Annotated in this window: 19 protein-coding genes; 16 read left to right on the top strand and 3 right to left on the bottom strand. The window is 47.1% G+C overall.

The window, feature by feature from the left end; genetic code table 11:
* Window positions 1-19: 19 nt before the first annotated feature.
* The gene (gene murB / locus ACWJAO_RS04940) at window positions 20-1075 is read right to left on the bottom strand and encodes a UDP-N-acetylmuramate dehydrogenase (protein ID WP_449139461.1); all 1056 of its coding nucleotides are present in this window, start codon (window positions 1073-1075) and stop codon (window positions 20-22) included.
* Window positions 1076-1108: 33 nt separating this feature from the next.
* Window positions 1109-1966 (bottom strand): DUF4348 domain-containing protein, encoded by an 858-nt coding sequence (locus ACWJAO_RS04935; RefSeq protein ID WP_449139460.1) that lies wholly within the window; start codon window positions 1964-1966, stop codon window positions 1109-1111.
* A gap of 114 nt (window positions 1967-2080) precedes the next feature.
* Between ACWJAO_RS04935 and pheS the strand changes: the two genes are divergently transcribed.
* The 6 genes from pheS to ACWJAO_RS04905 all read left to right on the top strand — a co-directional run bounded on the left by pheS (window position 2081) and on the right by ACWJAO_RS04905 (window position 9377).
* Window positions 2081-3121, top strand: coding sequence for a phenylalanine--tRNA ligase subunit alpha (gene pheS, locus ACWJAO_RS04930; protein ID WP_117586270.1), 1041 nt, complete (start codon window positions 2081-2083; stop codon window positions 3119-3121).
* Between the two features lie 32 nt (window positions 3122-3153).
* Window positions 3154-3705, top strand: a complete 552-nt coding sequence (locus tag ACWJAO_RS04925; RefSeq protein ID WP_040552794.1) for a DUF3332 domain-containing protein — start codon at window positions 3154-3156, stop codon at window positions 3703-3705.
* An 812-nt stretch (window positions 3706-4517) separates the two neighbouring features.
* Entirely contained in the window at window positions 4518-6929 is a 2412-nt protein-coding gene (locus ACWJAO_RS04920) for a TonB-dependent receptor (RefSeq protein ID WP_449139459.1), read from the top strand.
* Between the two features lie 177 nt (window positions 6930-7106).
* A complete protein-coding gene (locus tag ACWJAO_RS04915; protein ID WP_117726979.1) occupies window positions 7107-8672 on the top strand; it encodes an acyl-CoA carboxylase subunit beta in 1566 nt (521 codons plus the stop codon).
* Window positions 8673-8791: 119 nt separating this feature from the next.
* The gene (locus ACWJAO_RS04910) at window positions 8792-8941 is read left to right on the top strand and encodes a hypothetical protein (protein ID WP_176425588.1); all 150 of its coding nucleotides are present in this window, start codon (window positions 8792-8794) and stop codon (window positions 8939-8941) included.
* Between the two features lie 10 nt (window positions 8942-8951).
* Window positions 8952-9377, top strand: coding sequence for a biotin/lipoyl-containing protein (locus ACWJAO_RS04905; RefSeq protein WP_022120280.1), 426 nt, complete (start codon window positions 8952-8954; stop codon window positions 9375-9377).
* Window positions 9378-9526: 149 nt separating this feature from the next.
* On the opposite strand, the gene ACWJAO_RS04900 is transcribed toward ACWJAO_RS04905, so the two are convergent.
* Window positions 9527-10417 carry a PstS family phosphate ABC transporter substrate-binding protein gene (locus ACWJAO_RS04900; protein WP_449139458.1) on the bottom strand — a complete coding sequence of 297 codons (891 nt, stop codon included), beginning with the start codon at window positions 10415-10417 and terminating at the stop codon, window positions 9527-9529.
* Between the two features lie 245 nt (window positions 10418-10662).
* Here ACWJAO_RS04900 and ACWJAO_RS04895 point away from each other — a divergent pair, with 245 nt between their 5' ends.
* The 10 genes from ACWJAO_RS04895 to ACWJAO_RS04850 all read left to right on the top strand — a co-directional run.
* Window positions 10663-11445 (top strand): phosphate ABC transporter ATP-binding protein, encoded by a 783-nt coding sequence (locus ACWJAO_RS04895; protein WP_449139457.1) that lies wholly within the window; start codon window positions 10663-10665, stop codon window positions 11443-11445.
* Between the two features lie 53 nt (window positions 11446-11498).
* Window positions 11499-11711 carry a sulfur carrier protein ThiS gene (gene thiS, locus ACWJAO_RS04890; protein WP_293461570.1) on the top strand — a complete coding sequence of 71 codons (213 nt, stop codon included), beginning with the start codon at window positions 11499-11501 and terminating at the stop codon, window positions 11709-11711.
* 142 nt (window positions 11712-11853) lie between these two features.
* Window positions 11854-12663, top strand: coding sequence for a HesA/MoeB/ThiF family protein (locus ACWJAO_RS04885; protein ID WP_317606182.1), 810 nt, complete (start codon window positions 11854-11856; stop codon window positions 12661-12663).
* A 42-nt stretch (window positions 12664-12705) separates the two neighbouring features.
* Window positions 12706-13104: a M67 family metallopeptidase gene (locus tag ACWJAO_RS04880; RefSeq protein ID WP_449139456.1), complete on the top strand. Its 399-nt coding sequence runs from the start codon at window positions 12706-12708 to the stop codon at window positions 13102-13104.
* 48 nt (window positions 13105-13152) lie between these two features.
* Window positions 13153-15744, top strand: coding sequence for a sulfurtransferase TusA family protein (locus ACWJAO_RS04875; RefSeq protein ID WP_449139455.1), 2592 nt, complete (start codon window positions 13153-13155; stop codon window positions 15742-15744).
* A gap of 18 nt (window positions 15745-15762) precedes the next feature.
* The gene (locus ACWJAO_RS04870; protein WP_449139454.1) at window positions 15763-16218 is read left to right on the top strand and encodes a precorrin-2 dehydrogenase/sirohydrochlorin ferrochelatase family protein; all 456 of its coding nucleotides are present in this window, start codon (window positions 15763-15765) and stop codon (window positions 16216-16218) included.
* Entirely contained in the window at window positions 16196-17221 is a 1026-nt protein-coding gene (gene hemA, locus ACWJAO_RS04865) for a glutamyl-tRNA reductase (RefSeq protein WP_449139453.1), read from the top strand. The genes ACWJAO_RS04870 and hemA overlap by 23 nt, the downstream gene beginning before the upstream one ends.
* Window positions 17222-17258: 37 nt before the next feature.
* The gene (gene cobA, locus ACWJAO_RS04860; protein ID WP_449139452.1) at window positions 17259-19403 is read left to right on the top strand and encodes a uroporphyrinogen-III C-methyltransferase; all 2145 of its coding nucleotides are present in this window, start codon (window positions 17259-17261) and stop codon (window positions 19401-19403) included.
* 89 nt (window positions 19404-19492) lie between these two features.
* Window positions 19493-20488: a porphobilinogen synthase gene (gene hemB / locus ACWJAO_RS04855; protein WP_449139451.1), complete on the top strand. Its 996-nt coding sequence runs from the start codon at window positions 19493-19495 to the stop codon at window positions 20486-20488.
* 1 nt (window position 20489) lies between these two features.
* Window positions 20490-20712, top strand: a 223-nt coding sequence (locus tag ACWJAO_RS04850; RefSeq protein ID WP_449139450.1) for an aminotransferase class III-fold pyridoxal phosphate-dependent enzyme, incomplete at its 3' end; no start/stop codon positions are given.

Raw genomic sequence — 20712 nt, 5'->3', positions numbered from 1 at the left:
ACTCTTCGTTCTTCACTTTTCACTTAACATTTACCTCCGGATGAATATCAATGCCAAACTTCTGCTTCACATCCTTCTGTATGGTCTCACAGAGTTTTACGATTTCCTCGCCCGTAGCACCGCCACGATTCACAAGCACCAGTGCCTGCTTGTCATGTACACCGGCTCTACCCAGACTCTTTCCTTTCCATCCACACTGATCAATCATCCAACCAGCCGGAATCTTTTCATGAGATTCATCGATGGTATAATGAGGCATACCCGGATAAAGAGCAGCCAGTTCTTCGTACTTAGCCTTCTCTACGATAGGATTCATAAAGAAACTGCCTGCATTACCCAACACCTTAGGATCAGGCAATTTTGCCTCTCTAATTTCTATGATGACATCACGAAGCTGCTGGGCTGTAGGCTCAGCAATACGCTTAGCCTCGAGCGCAGAACGGATATTACCATAATCCAGATCCGGACGGAAGGTCTTCTGCAAACGGTAAATCACATGCGTTACAAGATATTTATCCTTCCACTCATGCTTAAATTTACTCTGACGGTAGCTATACTCACAGTCGGCATTGTCAAATACCACTACCCTGCCCGTAGCTATCTCAACCGCTTCTACCTTATATATAATATCCTTGGCTTCCACACCATAGGCACCGATATTCTGAACCGCACTGGCACCTACTTCACCCGGAATAATACTCAGATTTTCAGCTCCATGAGAGCCATGCTCTACGGCATAAGCTACCACATCATCAAACACCTCGCCACTACCACAGGAAAGGAATACCCAATCCGGATTGCACAAAGCATCATCCCCCTCTGCAGCTGCCAAAGTCTTGTTGTCAAGAACCTCAATACCCATAATAGCCGAATGGAGTACTGTACCTGCATAATCACCGGTCAGCAAGAGATTGCTACCACCGCCCAAAATGAGCAGTGGCTGATCTGCCTCTGTCAACAAGCCCACTATCTGTCGGGCTTCCTCAACCGATTCATACTCCAGAAATCTGCTGCATTTAGCATCAATCCCGAATGTATTGTGAGCCAAAAGGCCATAGTTACGAATATCCTTCATATCTGGTTAAAACTATTACTACTAACTAAAAAGCTACATATTCAGTTTGATCAGTTCCCATTTTCCTCCAATCTTTTTGAAAGTAAGAGAGGTTTCCATACCATTGGCAATACCACGGATCACGAAGATTTTCTGGTTGCTCTCGGTATATTTCTGACCATAGATTATATTGTAAATCATGCCGTGAGGCAGTTGAGGCGCAAAGGCAGGCCATGTTTCCGGGTCTATATCGCCTGTCATCGTACTGAAATCATCATCAGGATCAGGACCGGTAAACTTCACCGGATTATGGATGTGGCGAGCCTGGAAAGCGGTATCAGTAGCAAAATGGCCGTAAAACTTCAGGAAACTTGCATTATTATTCTGATACATAGGCTTGTAGCAGATGCTAGTCATCATCCACTGACCATTGATGCGATTAAACACGAACTGCTGAACTGTCTTTTTACTATAGAACACCTTTTCTATTACTACATGATCGATAGTAGTATCCTTCATCAGTTTCATCTGTTTCTGATTATCAAAGATCAGCGTGTAATAATCCTGGCGCATGAAGAAATGCTCCATCTTCCAATGATTTTTTTCTATCTTCTTGGTCAGTTTCTTACCGTGATATACCGGCAGCGGGAAGACAATACGACTTTTCTGCAACTTTCTGTTAGCTGCAAAATTAAACACGAAATCATCAAAAAGCTCGTCAGCCGCCTTTGGCATCGGAGTCTCCTCTATCAGCTGTTCTGTAGAGTCCATCGCTTGGGTGTCGGCAATCACCGTATCAGATGAAGCCGAATCAATGGCAGGCGCAGGCTTCTTGTCTGTGCATCCCACAGACGTGAAACAAACGATGGTAAGCACCGCCATTAACACCGTTAATAAACAGAGTTTTTTCATAAACCTATTAAATTTCTCAAATTTTCCATGCAAAAGTACAACTTTCTTTTGAATTATTTCATCTTTTAAGCAAAAAATGTTATCTTTGCAGTCAAAAAAGATAAAAATATAGATATGTTATTAGAAAAAATAGACGAACTCTTGAAAGAAGTGAGCACTTTGACTGCCCAAAACGCAGAAGAAGTAGAGCAGCTTCGAATCAAGTATCTGAGCAAAAAGGGCGAGATTAACGCCCTTATGGCCGACTTCCGCACAGTGCCAGCCGACCAGAAGAAAGAGGTTGGTGTAAAAATCAACGAACTGAAGAACGCAGCCCTTGAGAAGATCAACGGACTGAAGGAGCAGATGGAAGAAGCCGAGGCATCAAGCGATGATATCGACTTGACCCGTACCGCCTACCCTGTAGCACTCGGTACCCGCCATCCACTCACCGTAGTGAAGAATCAGATTATCGACATATTCGCTCGCATGGGCTTTACCCTTTTCCAGGGTCCTGAGGTAGATGACGACAAGCACGTATTTACGATGCTCAACTTTGCTGCCGACCACCCAGCCCGCGATATGCAGGACACCTTTTTTATAGAGAAGACCAACAGCGACGACGTTACCAAAAATGTGCTTCTCCGCAGCCATACATCTAACGACGAGGCTCACTATATGGAAACCCATGAGCCACCTATCCGTGTGCTCTGCCCAGGCCGCGTTTACCGTAACGAGGCTATCAGCGCCCGCGCTCACTGTTTCTTCCATCAGGTAGAAGGTCTCTATGTAGATAAGAACGTAAGTTTCACCGACCTCAAGCAGGTGCTCCTTACCTTTGCCCGTGAGATGTTTGGTGCAGATACCAAGATTCGTCTCCGTCCTAGCTACTTCCCATTCACAGAGCCTAGTGCCGAGATGGATATCTCCTGCAACATCTGTGGCGGTAAGGGTTGCAACTTCTGCAAGCATACCGGATGGGTTGAGATTTTAGGTTGCGGTATGGTTGACCCTCATGATCTCGAGGCTTGTGGTATCGACAGCAATGTCTATACGGGGTATGCCTTCGGTATGGGTGTTGAGCGTATCACCAACTTGAAATATCGCGTGAGCGACCTTCGTCTCTTCTCTGAAAACGATACTCGTTTCTTGCGCGAGTTTGAGTCTGCGAAGTAAAAGATTCTCAACATATAAATTAATTTATGACTATGAAGAAAAATTTAACTAAACCTGTCATCGCAGTCCTGTTGGGCGCCTTGACATTCAGTTCTTGCATCGGCTCATTTGGCTTGACAAATTCCGTACTTGACTGGAACAAGAGAGCAACAGACAACAAGTTTGTAAACGAGATTATCTTCGTGCTTATCTCTCCAGCTTACGCAGTATGTTCATTTGCAGACCTTCTCGTTATCAACTCTATCGAGTTCTGGACAGGCGACAAGGTGATTGGTCAGGTAGGAACTACTAAGGACGTAATGGGTAAGGATGGTCGCATGTATGCCATCAAGACATTGAAGAATGGCTACGAGATTACCGACCCAGATGGTGAGAAATCATACTTTGTGTTCGACAAGAAGCACAAGAGTTGGTCATATAGCAAGGATGGCGATATCCGTGAGCTTTTCAGCTTCAACGAGGATGGCAGCATCCAGGCTTGCTTGCCAAGTGGCGAGAAGATCAACGTCCCAGCAGATGCCAATGGTTTATACCAGGTTCGCATGGCTATGAATGATGGTTTGTTCTATGCATTCAACAAGTAAATAATCATAACAATTCCAGCCCGATAAAAGTCTCTTTTTATCGGGCTTTTTCATAATCTCCTTTCTCTTTTCCTAAGCAAGTTCATATTTCTCCGTTCCCAACCAAGCTCTCCTTAAAATGTCCAAATGCAAAAAAGTGTTTAATACAAAACAAGAAAGTGCCTTCACCACCCTTCACCCGTAACTCTCTGATCATCAAAAGAATCGCCAAAAAGGTGAAGGGTGAAGGTTTGAAAACTCTTTTTTATATATACGCGTGAAGGGTTAGGGTAAAAACCGAAAAAAAGACCCTAGGGTCAAAAATCGGAAAAACCCTAAAATAAAGAATATAATATAAAGATTAAAAATACACCCTTCACCTTCACCTCCCAAAAATCACATCCAAAATTCTGTTCTGCATGCAACAGAAAATCATCTGCAGCAATCTGTGCCGGGATATATAATCAGGAGACAATTCTCTTTCGGAAATATCATTTTATCCTTCGGAGATATTTTCCTATTTATCGGAGATATTATTTTATCCTTCGGAGATAATTTTCTATTCTTCGGAAATATTTCTTCGAATTGCAAAATAAGGCATAAAAATATAATTTTCGCCAACTTTATTTCCCGAATCCACACAATTGTCACAAATCGCATAGTTATGAAACAGAAAAGAATGTATCTTTGCAGCATCAATCATAAAGGTTGATGTAGTTATGGTCTCGTCATGACTGCCCAATCGGGCTGACGCAAATGCATTACAACCAGTGACATTCATCAAAACTTGCAACCATCTACAATATTTTTCAGTTTTTCTCGTTAATAAAAGTATGAAAAATAGATTATTGATACTCACAATATGCCTCATCGCAACCATAAAGATGATGGCGCAGGAGTTTACCCTTCACGGCAAAGTGGTAGACGAGAACAACCAGCCCCTGGAGTTTGCCATCGTTTCGGTGGCTAGCCAGGGAAAGACTGCCGTTACTTCGCTCAAGGGAGACTATAGCCTCAAACTGCATTCTGCAGACAGCGTGGTAGTCAAATTCTCATATATCGGCTTCAAGACAAAAACAAAAGTGCTGAGAAGACCGCGAGGAAAACAAACCCTGCAGGTGGTACTTCGCGAAGCATCCACCACCCTCGATGAGGTGAATATCAAGGGAGAAAAAATACAGTCGGACCAGATACAGGAGCTGAAGACTAAGGACATGAAGATGACGCCATCTGCCAACGGAAATGGGGTGGAAAGTCTGGTTCAGCAACAGGCTGGCGTGAGTACCCATAACGAACTCTCTTCGCAATACAATGTACGTGGCGGTGCCTTCGATGAGAACTCCGTATACATCAACAACGTAGAAGTATTCCGCCCATTCCTGGTTCGCAGCGGACAGCAGGAAGGCCTCTCCGTCATCAACCCTTATATGGTAGATAAAATCGGTTTCTCAACCGGAGGATATGCTGCCAAATACGGAGACAAAATGAGTTCGGCTCTCGACATCACCTACAAAACCCTGAAAGCAAAAAGCAAGAAACCAGTGGTTGAAGGCAGTCTGGCTGCCAGTCTGCTGGGTGCTGACGCATACATCGGTCTGGGAACCCAGAAACTTTCATGGCTCAACAGCGTGCGCTACAAAACCACCTCTTACCTGCTCGGTTCGATGGAAACCAAAGGCGAATACAAGCCAAACTATCTGGACTATCAGACCTATCTGAGTTACCAGCCCAACAAACGCTGGAAGCTTGACTTCATAGGCTACATCTCTGATAATCACTACAATTTCGAACCGGAAGACCGAGAAACGAAGTTCGGAACAATGGAAAACGTAAAGAGCTTCAGAGTATATTTTGACGGTCAGGAAAAAGACCGCTTCCTCACCTACTTCGGTACACTCGGCATTACCCGCCAGTTTACCGCCAACACAAGTCTCTCGCTTCTGGGCAGCGCTTTCTACACCAAGGAACAGGAGAAATATGACATTCAGGGGCAATATTGGCTCGATGAGACCGAAACCTCAGAAAACCTGGGTGTAGGTACCTATTTCGAACATGCCCGAAACTATCTTACGGCTCGCGTGATGAGTGCCAAACTGATGCTCAAGCACAAGGTGAAGAAACATCAGATGGAGGCCGCAGTAAGTCTGAAGCGTGAACATATCGAGGAGAATTCAGTAGAATATGAGATGCGCGATTCTGCAGGATACAGTATTCCTCACAATGGCAAAGACCTCTATATGGTTTATTCACTGAAGGCTCGCAACGAACTGAATGCCAACCGAATGGAAGCTTATATCCAGGACACCTACCGTTTTTCGGGAGGAACAGCCGACAGTACCGGGAACGGACAAACACATTACACCCTGAACTATGGTATCAGAATGAGTCATTGGAACTTCAACAGAGAAACCATCGTGAGTCCTCGTCTGTCGCTCGCCATCATACCAGCCAACCACGAGAATACAACACTCCGTTTTGCGGCAGGTCTGTATTATCAGGCTCCATTCTTCAAGGAATTGAGAGATACATCTACGGTGAACGGCATAACCATCGCATCGCTGAACAAGAAAATCAAGAGCCAGCGAAGCATCCACTTCATCGCCGGCTACGACTATAGGTTCAAGATAGGAGACCAACGCTATAAATTCTCTGCCGAAGCCTATTACAAGGCTTTGAGTAATCTGGTTCCTTATTCGGTTAGTAACGTGAAGGTAGTTTATTACGGACAGAACGAATGCAGCGGTCATGCGGCAGGACTCGACTTCAAACTCTACGGAGAATTTGTTCCGGGTACTGATTCCTGGCTCAGTCTTTCGCTCATGGATACAAAGATGAAACTGGGTGGCAAGAGCATTCCTTTGCCTACCGACCAGCGTTATGCGGTAAACCTCTTCTTCACCGATTATTTCCCGGGCAGCAAGAAGTGGCGCATGTCTTTGAAACTCGCCTTTGCCGATGGTCTTCCTTTCGCAGCACCCCACAGAGAACTGGAGACCAACAGTTTCCGTGCCACTGCCTATCGCCGTGCCGATATCGGCATGAGCTATCAGCTGCTCGACAACAGCCGCCGGGAGAAGAAGACCTTCCTGAAGAATGTGATGCTGGGGGTAGATTGCCTCAACCTCTTCGGCATAGACAACGTAAACAGCTATTACTGGGTGACAGATGTAACCAGCCAGCAATACGCCGTACCTAATTATCTTACCGGCAGACAGCTCAATGCCCGCATTCTTTTGGAATTTTAGGACCAAATAATAGTGATTTTTCACATTATTCTAAATATTTAACCGTAGATAGTTCGCTATCTGCGGTTTTTTTCGTATCTTTGCGCCCGAATTATGCGATGACGGTTCGTCCGCTCATTTCATGGATTCAGGAAACCATTCTATAAAGAATAAAGAAATAATACATAATAATCAATTATGAGCAAACAAGTAGAAAAGATTAAGGAGCTGATCGCTAAGCGCGAACAGGCTCGTCTTGGCGGTGGCGAGAAGGCCATCGAGAAGCAGCATGCACGTGGCAAATATACCGCTCGTGAGCGTATCGAAATGTTGGTAGATGCCGGCAGTTTCGAGGAGTATGATATGTTCAAGTTGCATCGTTGCACTAACTTTGGCATGGAGAAGAAGCAGTACCTCGGTGATGGTGTTGTAGCTGGTAGCGCTACTATAGCTGGCCGTCTGGTTTACGTATATGCTCAGGACTTCACCGTAAATGGTGGTTCACTCTCTGAGACTATGGCACAGAAGATCTGCAAGGTAATGGATATGGCTATGACTATGGGTGCACCTGTTATCTGCATGAACGACTCAGGTGGTGCTCGTATTCAGGAAGGTATTTGCGCCCTCGCTGGTTATGGTGAGATTTTCGAGCGCAACATCCTCGCTTCTGGTGTCATCCCACAGATTTCTGCTATCATGGGCCCTTGCGCCGGTGGTGCCGTTTACTCTCCAGGTTTGACCGACTTCATCATCATGAAGGAGCAGACTTCTTACATGTTCCTGACTGGTCCTAAGGTTGTCAAGACCGTAACTGGTGAGGACATCGATGCAGAGCACCTCGGTGGTGCATCTGTTCACGCAACCAAGAGTGGTGTTACCCACTTCGCTGCTAAGACTGAGGAAGAGGCTATCGAGATGATCAAGAGCCTGCTCTCTTACATCCCTAGCAACAATACAGAAGAAGCTCCACGCGTAGAGTGCACAGACCCTATCGACCGCATGGACGATACTCTGAACGAGATTATCCCAGACGATCCTAACCAGGCATACGATATGTATAAGGTGATTGGTGCTGTAACCGATAACGGTGAGTTCTTCGAGGTTCAGCCTAAGTTCGCCAAGAACATCATCACTGGTTTCGCCCGCTTCAATGGTCAGAGCGTTGGTATCGTAGCTAACCAGCCAGCAGCTTACGCAGGTGTACTCGATGTAAACGCTAGCCGCAAGGCAGCACGCTTCGTTCGTTTCTGCGATGCCTTCAATATTCCTATCGTATCTCTCGTTGACGTACCAGGATTCTTGCCAGGTACAGGTCAGGAGTACAACGCAGTCATCCTCCACGGTGCACAGTTGCTCTACGCTTACGGCGAGGCTACCGTGCCAAAGATTACTATCACATTGCGTAAGAGCTATGGTGGTAGCCACATCGTGATGGGTTGCAAGCAGTTGCGTGCTGACTTGAACTTCGCTTGGCCATCTTCAGAGATTGCTGTAATGGGTGCCAGCGGTGCCGTTGCCGTTCTCTGTGGTAAGGAAGCTAAGGCTAAGAAGGAAGCTGGCGAGGATGTAAAGGCATTCCTGGCTGAGAAGGAGCAGGAGTATACTGACAAGTTTGCTAATCCATATCAGGCAGCTCAGTATGGTTACATCGATGATGTCATCGAGCCACGTAACACCCGTTTCCGCATCTGCCGTGGTTTGGCTCAGCTCGCTACCAAACGTCAGAGCTTGCCAGCTAAGAAGCATGGCTGTATGCCAATGTAATATAGAAATGTTGAATGTTGAGTGTAGAATGTTGAGTTATATACAGACTCAACATAACAGAAGGGCGCAAGCCTAATTCAACACTCAACAATCAACACTCAAAATTAAAGTAAAAACGAATGGATAAGAATATTTATGCTGCGATTGCCATGGCACTCTATGAGTACCAGGGCAATAACGTACACGACAAGGAGCCTGGCATCATCACTATCAAGCCACGTCAGACGATGTGGAACGCCAAGTTCTTGAGTTTAACAGCTAAACCATAATGTAATAGAAATGAAAGAGTTTAAATATACAATTGACGGAAAAGAATACAAGGTTCAGATTGACGCTGTTGAGGGTAACATCGCAAGCGTGAACGTGAATGGCGAAGCTTACAAGGTTGAGATGGAACAGGAGGCTGAGCCAGAGAAGAAGAAGGTTGTGCTCGGTCAGCCAGCTGCTGCATCTGATGATGCTGAGGCTACTCCAGCTGCCAACGTAAATACAGCCAACGCTGTAAAGGCTCCTCTCCCTGGTACTATCACCAGCATCGAGGTAGCTGTTGGTCAGGAGGTGAAGGCAGGTGATACTGTTGTCGTTCTCGAGGCTATGAAGATGCAGAACAACATCGAGGCTGAGAAGGATGGCAAGGTTACAGCTATCTGCGTTAAGCCTGGTCAGGCTGTGCTCGAAGAGGATGCACTCGTAGTTATCGAGTAATTCAAGAATTTTAGAATTAGAGAATTATACTTCCTGATTCGGGAATTTATAATTCGATAATTTATAAAGAATAATAAAGGTCGCAAGCTATGATTGCTTGCGACCTTTTTCTATATATCCTATCGTTCTGATAGATTTGATCCGTCCCATCAAATATGTACGAATCCCACAGGACCATTCAACCTCTGACCTTTCGTCCTGACATATTTCAAGAATTCAACTACCACAGGGTTCTTGGGCTTTCCGGCTGTTACCAAATAGAGGTTCCGGGCTGGCGGTGAAGGATATTTTCCCTTGGCAATGGCATCCATCAGTTCGTCCAGCGTATCATAGAATTTCTCTTCTGCATCCAGTTTCCCGTTTCCATTTACATCTATCGGCACGATGGCGATACCCTTCGTAGGCTTATGCGTCTTGTCGTTATAGGCGTAACCGATGTTGTTGAACCCGATGCCGTTCACGTCCTTCTGCAGGGTTTCGGCAACGCCCGGATCTCCGAACACTCCCGTTCCCTTCAGGTCTTCCTGCTTCTTTCCCAGAAACGCAGCCCAGGTCTCTGCGGCACCACAGGCATCACTTCGGGTGTAGACATTCATCTTCGTCTTTCCCTCCCATATCGCCGTAGCCTGCATTTGGCTCAATCCCGTCTTCAACAATTCCTTATATGCCGGATTATTGGCGTTGATGGTTGCCACTACCGCATCCTTTGCCACAGCATACGCCAGGGCACCTTTCTCCTTCTCCTGCGGCTTCAGTTCTCGGCTCACCATCGCAATATCTACCTGGTCGGCAAGAACATCGGTAATTCCCTTTCCTGCTCCACCAGCCGAGATATCGATATCTACATCAGGATGAAGGCGATGAAACTCATCTGCCCACTGTATCGCCAACGGATAAAGGGCGAAAGCACCCGACAGCGTAATGTAACCACTCAGCACCTGCTTGCCGTCAGCACCACGTTTCACCTCTCCCTTACTTCCGCAACTCGCTAACAGTAAGGAGGTTCCTATCACTATCATTCCTATGATTCTCTTTCTCATATCTATACCTTATTATATATAATACTAACTGGTTGCAAAGGTATAAAGATTATGCAAAAGGCGCAATACCACAATCGTACCATTCCCATATACCACATATAGGGTATGAAATTACCCCATATAAGGTATTGCCCAATAAGCAAAATCGTCGTACCTTTGCAAACGAAAATAAGAAGTATAAACGCTGAGGATTACACCTTATTATATATAGGGAGTATGAATCATAAAATATAGGAGATTTAGATATGACTACAAAGTTTGTTCACAACAATCATGCACAGCTCGACATCAAGAACTTGAATGTATATATCAATGGTGCACAAATCTTGAAAGATGTAAATGTAAGTATTCCTAAGGGAAAGATTACCTGCATCATCGGTCCTTCTGGCTGCGGCAAGTCTACCCTTCTCCGTACCTTCAACCGATTGAACGATCGCGTGGAAGGTTTGAAGATGAATGGAGAGGTGAATCTCGGTGACAACAACATTCTGGAGGCCAGCAGCAGCAAACTCTCTGAAGTGCGCCGCAACATCGGTCTTGTTCCTCAGCGTCCATGCCCTCTCCCTATGAGCATCTACGACAATGTGGCTTACGGTTGCCGCATCCATGGTATCCGCAACAAGAAGAAGTTGGACAGCATCGTAGAGCATTACTTGAAGGCTGTAGGTCTTTGGGAGGAAGTGAAGGAAAGATTGAAGAGTCCGGCTTCCAAGTTGAGTGGCGGTCAGCAGCAGCGCCTCTGCCTTGCACGCAGTCTTGCCGTAGAGCCAAGCTATCTCCTTGCAGATGAGAGTACTTCTGCCCTCGACCCTATCAGCAGCAAGAAGGTGGAGCAGCTCTTCACCGAACTGAAGAAGGATTACAGCATCGTGATGGTAACCCACACCCTTCGCCAGGCTCTCCGCATCGCCGACCACGTCATCTTCATGTATCTGGGTGAGGTGATTGAAGAAGGAAGCGCTGAGGAAGTGTTCCATCATCCTAAGCACGAACTGACTCAGGAGTATCTCAATGGCGCTTTCAGCTAAGGAGACGGGGCATACAGTTAAAAAGAATATAACAACATAAAATTTGAAAGAATATGGCACAGATTATTGTAAACGACGAAAAGCAGGAAGTGACTCTTCCTTTGACATTGGCAGAACTCATCAAGATTAACAAGGTGTTCCAGCCAGAGATGGTTACCATCCAGGTGAACGAGGACTTCGCTGAGAAAGAAGACTATGAGAAGATTCAGCTCAAGGACGGTGACCGGGTAGATTTCCTCTACTTCATGGGAGGCGGCGCCTGCTAAAAAAAGTAAACAAGTAGTACAATAAAAAACTTATTTGGCAGTTCTTATATAAGATTACGTCGGTCGTTAATGTACGTTTCTTGTATCGTTGACGCATCAAAATAAGTTACAGTATTCATCCATAAAAGAAATCAGAAACAAGATGATAGATTTAACAGAAGAACAGATAGAGAGATACAGCCGCCACATCCTCCTTCAGGATGTAGGACTCGAAGGTCAGGAGAAACTTCTCAATGCCAAGGTACTCATCGTAGGTGCCGGTGGCTTGGGCTCTCCAGTTGCCCTCTACCTCGCTGCAGCAGGTGTGGGACATATCGGCATCGTGGATGCTGACGTGGTAGACCTCAGTAACCTGCAGCGCCAGGTGATTCATCAGACCAAGGACCTGGGTACTCCAAAGGTGGAGAGCGCCAAGGAGAAGATGATTGCCATCAATCCGGATGTGGAAGTGACCACTTATCACGACTTCCTCGATTCTCACAATGCCGAGGAAATCATCAAGCCATGGGATTTCGTCATCGACGGAACAGACAACTTCCCTGTAAAGTTCCTCATCAATGATGCCTGCGTACGTCTGGGCAAAGCCTTCTCGCATGGCGGCATCCTGAGATTCCAGGGCCAGACTTTTACTCACTTGCCAGGTACGGCATGTTACCGCTGCTTCTTCAAGGAACCACCTCCAGCAGGCGCTGTTCCTACTTGTAGTCAGGCTGGCGTTCTGGGAGCCATCGCCGGTATGCTGGGAACCATCCAGGCAGCAGAGGCATTGAAGTACTTCCTCGGCGTGGGCGAACTGCTTACCGACCGATTGCTCACCTTCGATGCCAAGACGATGAACTTCCGCACCATCAAAGTGAAGAAGCGTGCATCCTGCGAAATCTGCGGCGACCACCCTACCATCGACCATCTCATCGATTATGAGCAGGCAGCCTGCGATTTGAAGCACCACTAAGATTTAGTGATTATTTATTAGTGATTATTTTTGCTATAGCTTATGAAGATTTACGACGACGTAATCAAAGTTATTATCGAGCAGGCTAAGAAGGACGCACCCATCGAGAGCTGCGGACTTTTGTTAGGCAAGGATGATGTGGTGACGGAAAGCTACTGGATGGAGAACATCGACCATAGCGAGGAGCATTTCGCCTTTGCTCCGAAAGACCAGTTTGCGGCTCTAAAATACGCCCGAAGCAAGGGCTTGAAGATTCTAGCCAACTGGCACAGTCACCCGGCATCGCCTTCCCGCCCATCGCAGGAAGACCTGAGACTGGCTAACGATCCCAACATCCGTTATGCCATCATCTCATTGCTCGACGGAAAGATTCACCTCAATTCCTTCAAGGTATTGAACGGAGAAGTGGTGGATAAGGAAGTTCACTTCGAAAGTGAATGATGGGAATTCATCAGATTCCCTTGAACATTTTTAAAACGATACAAGAACATGTACAGAATACCTTCTACATTAAATGGAGACTTGGACTATACCCAGTCGCTCATCGACCAATTCAAGGCGGGCGAGATTCAGGCAGGTCAGTTGAAGTCGAACCGTGTACCTATGGGCATCTACGAGCAGCGCAAGAACCAGCACTATATGTTGCGCCTTCGCTGTGCCGGCGGTCTCGTCACCCCAGAGCAGCTTGCCAAGATAGCCTTTGTGGGTCACCAGCTCTCCACTTCGCATCTCCACGTTACCACCCGACAGGAGATTCAGATTCACAATGTTGATATCGAAGATGCCATTCCGGCTCTGAAGAAGTTGGAAAAGGTGGGCATCTCCAGCGCTGGTGGCGGTGGAAACACCGTAAGAAACATGATGGTGGATGACCGGAGCGGACTCACCGCCGATGAGGAATTCGATGTCTATCCATACGTGGAGGAACTCACCTCCCGACTCATCGCCGAGAAAGATTCGTTCACGATGCCTAGAAAATACAAAGTTGCGATAGATACCAGTGTGGCTACAGCCAACTACTCCTACATCGCCGACCTGGGTCTGCAGGCACGAATCAAGGACGGACAGCGGGGATTCAGAGTGCTCATCGCCGGTAGTGCTGCCAGCAACGCCCACACCGGTTGGGAGGTATTCGACTTCCTTCCAGAGAAGGATCTCTACCGAGCAGCCAAAGCTCTGAAAAACTGGTTCCATAAATACGGAAACAGAAGAAACCGTCACAAGGCTCGCATGAGATACGTGTTCTACAAATACGGAACAGAAGAAGCCAAGCGATTGTATCTCGAAGAGTTTGAAGAACTTAAGAAAGATGGTTCAATCGATTTCGAGGCTCCGGCTTTGCCATTGGAACATCATAAACCGTCCTTTTCGCCTTTGGATGCTCCAACCGATTTTGAAACCTGGAAGCGCCGTTACGCCTACAAGCAGACCAATGCCGAGGGCTTGAAAGAGAACCTCTGGTATGCCTACATCCCATTGCGCCACGGCAACAACTCCACGGATTTCTTCGCAGAAGTAGCCGAATATCTGGGCAACTATGGCAACGATGTAATCCGCTTCACCAAGAAAGAGCAGATTCAGGTGCGAAATATCCCAGATGAATATCTCACCAACATCTACGCCTTCTTCAAGAAACTGGGCGTCTATCAGATAGATTATCCTGTGGTGGTTACCAACCTCACCTGCTGTACAGGAGCCGATACCTGCCGCCTCGGCATCTGTTTGCCAAAGGGTGCCATCGACGGCATCGCCAAGCAACTTCTCGATAGCGATCTGAACCTCGATGCCATTCCTGACTTTGAACTCCGCATGAATGGCTGTACCAACATCTGTGCGCTTGCTACCTGGGGAGATTTAGGATTCAGCGGACGTGTAGGACGCGTGGGCGATGATCCATATCCAGCCTACACCATCTGGCTTCCGGTAAAGGGCAAGCACGAAATCGACCTGCAGCAGGGTTATATCGCCGCAAAGAAGATTCCAGCATTTGTTGAAGATTATCTCCGTGATGTGATAGCCGAACAAGCCAACTATGCCGATTATTACGACTATGTGGCAAAGAGAGGCGTGAACATCGTGAAGGACCTGATTGCAAAATACAAGGAGGTGGCTCCTTATTCAGAAAAGCCTGATACCTTCTTCGATTTCGGCGATGACGAGAAGTTCTCGCTCATCAAATACGGTAAGGCTGAGTGCTCAGCCGGACTCTTCGACATCATCGAAATCGACCAGGATACCATCAGAGAGAAACTCAGAGAGATAGACAAGATATTGGGCGATGATAAGTCGCACACGGATCTCACGAATCTCACGGATATTGTGAACGAAGAGGACGCAAAGAAGATAGAGAAACTTCTCCACGACATCGTCTTCTCCGAGAACCGAATGCTTCTCGTTACCCGTGGCCTCGACCCTCGTACTGATGAAGATGTATATAATGGTTTCGAGAAGGAATTCATCGCTGCCGGCATCATCCCACAGAAGTTCAAGGTACTGACCGATAAGGCAAGAAACAACGAATCATTGATAGCAAAGAAACCGCTTATCGACGAGCTCGCCGATCTGCTCAACGATCTCTATCAGAACATGGATGATTCGCTCCAGTTCAAGCTCCCTGCTGATCAAAGTCCCACAGATAACACAGATTTAAAGGAAAAATCTGCGGAATCTGCGAAATCTGCGAGACAAAAAAACACAAGCGAGAATGAAGAAAAATCTGTGTCATCTGTGAAATCTGTGGGACAAAAAAACACAAGCGAGAATGAAGAAAAATCTGTGTCATCTGTGAAATCTGTGGGACAAAAAACCGGAAGCGAGAATGAACAAAAATCATCTGCGGGAGAACCAGAAGCAATCTCCCCTGATGTAAAGAAGGATTTCCGTGGCGTGATGTGTCCGATGAACTTCGTGAAGACAAAAATCGCTCTCACCCCAATGCAGAGCGGACAGATTCTGGAGATTCTCCTCGACGACGGTGCTCCTATCGAGAACGTACCGGGAAGCGTGAAGAACGAGGGCCACACCATCCTCTCTACCGAAAAAGTAGAAAACTACTGGAAGGTTCTCATCAAAAAGAAATAAAATTCAATCTATGTCTATATGGACTATCTTCCCATAACGATTAAAATCGTCTCCGCCAACATACTCATCGTTGGCGGAGGGAAGGTAGCGACCCACAAGGCTCAGATTCTCGCCCGCTTCACCGACAAGGCTACGGTGGTGGCACCTGAGATTACAGATGAGCTCAAGGCACTACCCTTCCAAACAAAAGAGAAGGCTTTCGAGCCTAGCGACCTGGATGGCGTACAGCTCCTCTTCGTCTGCACAGGCGACCACGAGTTGAACCATCACATCAAACAGCTCGCTGCCCAACGGCATATCCTGACCAGCGTCTGCGATGATCCGGCACAGTGCGACTTCATCTCGCCAGCCATCTATCGCAACGACAACCTCACCATTGCCGTGGGAAGCGATTCGAGGGATGTGAAACGAAGCATCCGAATAAGAAACAGAATAAAAGAGTTGATAGAAAATGATACATTACAAATCGATTGACCAAAGCCAGTTCGCTGAAGGAACCGACATCAAGGAGCAGGAAAGAGTCTTCGATGGTTTTCTACAAGATTCACTCTTGGAAATTCAAGGAAGTCATATCAACCAGACAAACAGAGCCCCCCATGAGGTTCATATCAACAAAACAAATGGAGCCGCTCAGAAGGTACATTTCAACAGCAACCAGCCCGATGAGGAAGTTCCTTATATCTTCCTGAAGACGTGCAATCGCAGCGAGATATACTACGGCGAAGGCGAAGTTCCCGATGAGGTAGCCCGCCATCTCTTCCGTGTGGTATCGGGCTTGGAATCAGCCATCGTTGGCGAAAGAGCCGTTCAGGGACAGGTGAAGGAAGCATACTATACAGCCAAGGCTCAGCGCCCATTGACCGCCGAACTCCATCGCCTATTCCAAAGCGCATTGCAGGTTGGCAAGCGGGTTCGCAACGAAACCGAGATTTCCCATGGTGCCGTATCCCACAGTCTTGCAGCCCTCGAGATTATCGAATCTTTGGGGAATGTAGATTTAAGAAACGCGAGAATCACGATTATCGGCGTGAACAAACTGACTGCCGACATTCTGAAGTTCCTCCAGAACAAGGGAGCCAGAATGGTATTCCTCGCCAACCGCAGCCAGATTAAGGCACATTACCTTGCCGATCCGCTCGGCATCAAGGTATATACGCTGGATGAGAAGCAGGAATTCCTGGCACATACTGATATCCTCATCAGTGCCACTTCAGCCCCTCATCTCATCATCCGCAAGGAAGACATCCCGGAGCAGAAACCCCTGCTCGCCATCGACCTCGCCTTCCCTCGCGACATCGATTCCCGCCTCAGCGAACTCCCCCACGTACAGCTCTACAACATCAGAGACGTGGAGAAGAAGGTACGTGAAAACATCGAAGTGAGAGGAGCCGAAGTAGAAAAAGCCGAAGCCATCATCGAAGAAGAGATTCTGGAGATGCAGGAGGCTTTGGAAAGGAGAAAGAAATATATATCATAATAGTTTTATTCATAAACTTAACCGACATTTTTAAAAGATGAATAAAAAGATTAAAGTCATTGCAAGAGGCAGTCGTCTCTCCCGACTGCAGGTAGAGGAGGTTTTCAAGAACTTCCCGGAACTCGCCTACGAGATCAAATACTTGGAATCTTACGGCGACAAGAACCAGCAGATTTCACTCCTGAACGGTGAAGCTCCTGCTGATATCTTTACGAGAGAACTTGACGATGCCATCCGCCAAGGAGATGCCGACATCGCCATCCATTCGGCGAAAGACCTGCCCTATCCTCTGCCTGAGGATATCGAAGTCATCGCCCTCTTCCCTGCTTTCGACACCACCGATTCGCTCGTAAGCAGAGACCACAAGAAACTGGCAGAACTCCCTGCCGGCAGTATCATCGGAACCAGCAGTCCGCTCCGCAAGAAAGGTTTAAACGAATTACGTCCCGACTTGACTATCAAAGGAATCCGCGGTTGTATTGAAGAAAGAGTTCAGCAGGTAAAAGATGGCAAATATGATGCAGCCATCGTTGCCACCTGTGCCCTGAAGCGACTCGGCATGGAGGATGAAATCGCCGAAGTGCTCCCTTTCCCAACCCATCCATTACAGGGTTTCCTTGCCATCACCGGAAAGAAAGGAAGTGCCTTGAAGCAGGCATTCGCTTCCAAGAGCATTCTCGATAAGCAAGGCACCGTATCCCTCGTAGGCTTCGGTCCCGGCGACCCGGACCTCCTTACCATCAAGGCAGCAAAAGCCATCGATGCCGCCGACATCATCTTCTACGATGACCTCATCGACGATTCCTATCTGGCAGATAAGAAAGCAGAGAAGATCTACGTAGGCAAGCGTGCCGGCTATCACCACAAGGAGCAGGCAGACATCAACCGTCTTCTGCTCGATGCAGCACGAGAGGGAAAGAACGTGGTTCGTCTGAAAGGTGGCGACCCGATGATCTTCGCCCATGGCAGCGAGGAAATCGAGTACCTGGAGAGTAATCTGATAAAAGTGAATGTCATCCCTGGCATCACCACAGCCTCAGCCCTTGCCGCATCCCAGAAAATCAGTCTCACCCATCGCGACTTCTCATCAAGTGTAGCTTTGGTAAGCGGTCATACTCCGCAGCCCGTAACTCCCGATGCAGAAACCCTGGTTTATTACATGGGTGCCAAACAGCTGCAGGTCATCGCAACCCAACTCATCGACAAGGAAGGCTGGGCATTCAACACCCCTGTGCTCCTCACCTACAACGTGAGCCGCCCAGACGAGCAGACCTTCGAGACCACCCTTTGGAATCTGAGAAACGGCGAGATGCAGAATCTCCCTACTCCTCTCATCGCCCTCATCGGCTACGTGGCAGGATTGAAGCATTATCAGGCATCGGATATCAAGCCAACCCTCTATACAGGTACTCTCCCAGCGATAGAAAAGCGCAAGGCAGATTACACATATACGCCGCTGATAGAGATTAGTTATCACCCAAGTTATTTTACGAAAATCCTCGAAGATAATTATTGTAAGCAATACGATGGAAAATGTTTTACCAAGTATTGTGAGTGGGATGAAAGTCAAGCTTTATATTATATCTTTACAAGTCAATATGGCGTTGAAGCAACACTTGAAGACTACGATTTGATATTCAAAGAGCAAGAAAAGCATGTGTTTATCTCCATTGGTGATACTACGACAGAGGCTTTACATAAGGCTGGCGTCAAAAATGTTATACAGGTAGAGCAAGACAATCGCTATGGGGTGATAGAATGGTTCAAAAAAGAGAAAGAGAGACTTGATGCTGCAAGACCACAATACGAGCATTCTCTTGAATTGTTTGAAAAGATGGATTTTGATAATTATGATTACGAGTTAGAAGAGTCCGTGACACGGTATGAAAATAGATTAGTTTTCTATCCTCATTCATCCCTATCACCAGAAGATATTCCTTTGGCTTTGCAGGAATTAGGTTTCGACGTGTTAAGCGCTGTTGCCTACAACAATGTGCTCCCGAAGAATCCGCGCCGTGTGAATCTCAACCATTTTAAGCGCATTGTCTTCACATCGCCTTCTACCATCGACAACTTCATCAAGTTGTATGGCAAGTTGCCTGAGAACACCGAGTTCATCACCCGTGGTCCTATCACGCAGGACCATCTGGAAGAAGTGATGAAAGTGAAGAACAAAAAGTAAAGAGTGAAAAAATCAAGTGTTAGAAGGGCGCAAGCCTAATTCAACATTCAACATTCAACATTCAACATTAAATAACCCCCGACATAGATATGAAAAGATTTAGAGAATTACGTAAAGACCAGGCTACTCGCGACAAGTACGCCGATGTATCATTGAGTGCCGCAGACTTCATCTACCCTTACTTCGTAGTAGAGGGCGAGAACCAGAAGGAGGAAATTTCCACCATGCCAGGCATCTATCGCTTCAGCATCGATACCCTCCTGAAGGACATCGAGGAAATCAAGAACCTCGGCATCAACAAGGTGCTCCTCTTCGGAGTGATTCCTGATGAGCAGAAGGATGAGCGAGGCAGCGCTGCCTATGCCGATGATGCCCTCATCGCTCGTGCCGTGAAAGCCATCAAGGCTGAGTTTGGCAAGGACATCATCGTCTTCACCGACGTCTGCCTCTGCGAATACACCAGTCATGGCCATTGCGGACTCCTGCATCATCACGATGTAGATAACGATTCCACCCTCCCATTGCTCGCCGAAGAAGCCTACGTTCATGCCAAGGCTGGCGCCGACTTCGTAGCACCATCAGCCATGATGGATGGACAGGTAGAAGCCATCAAGAACCGTCTTCGTGAAGGTGGACTCGACAAGCAGTGCAAGGTATTGGCATATTCTGCCAAATACGCCTCAGCCTTCTATGGTCCTTTCAGAGATGCAGCCGATTCAGCTCCAAGCTTTGGCGATAGAAAGAGCTACCAGATGGACTTCCGCACCCACGACCAGGGTCTCGATGAGATTGCAGCAGATATAGAAGAAGGAGCCGACTGGACGATGGTGAAGCCAGCGATGCCATATCTCGACATGATAGCCCGCGGCGTAGAGAAGTTCCCGAACATCCCGATGGTAGCCTATCAGGTAAGCGGCGAGTATTCGATGCTGAAGGCAGCCGCCAAGCTCGGCTATCTCGATGAGAGCCGTGTAGCATTCGAGAGCCTCATCGCCATCAAGCGTGCCGGCGCCCGCTACATCATCACCTATTATGCCAAGGAGATTATAGAAAAAGCAGCAGAATGGAATATTAAGATAGGATAACATGAAAGAAAGAAAAAACTCAGCCGCCGCTTTCGAGCAGGCGAAACAGATAATACCTGGCGGAGTAAACTCCCCAGTAAGAGCCCTGAAGAGCGTAGGAACCACCCCGCTCTTCGTCCGCGACGCCAAGGGTCCATACATCTACGATATCGATGACAACAAGTTTATCGATTTCTGCATGTCATGGGGCGTCTTTATTTTAGGTCATAACAACGACAAGGTGA

Source organism: Segatella sp. (genome assembly GCF_977051555.1).
Note: the sequence above shows the minus strand (reverse complement) of the source record. Positions and strands in the feature narration are given on the sequence as shown.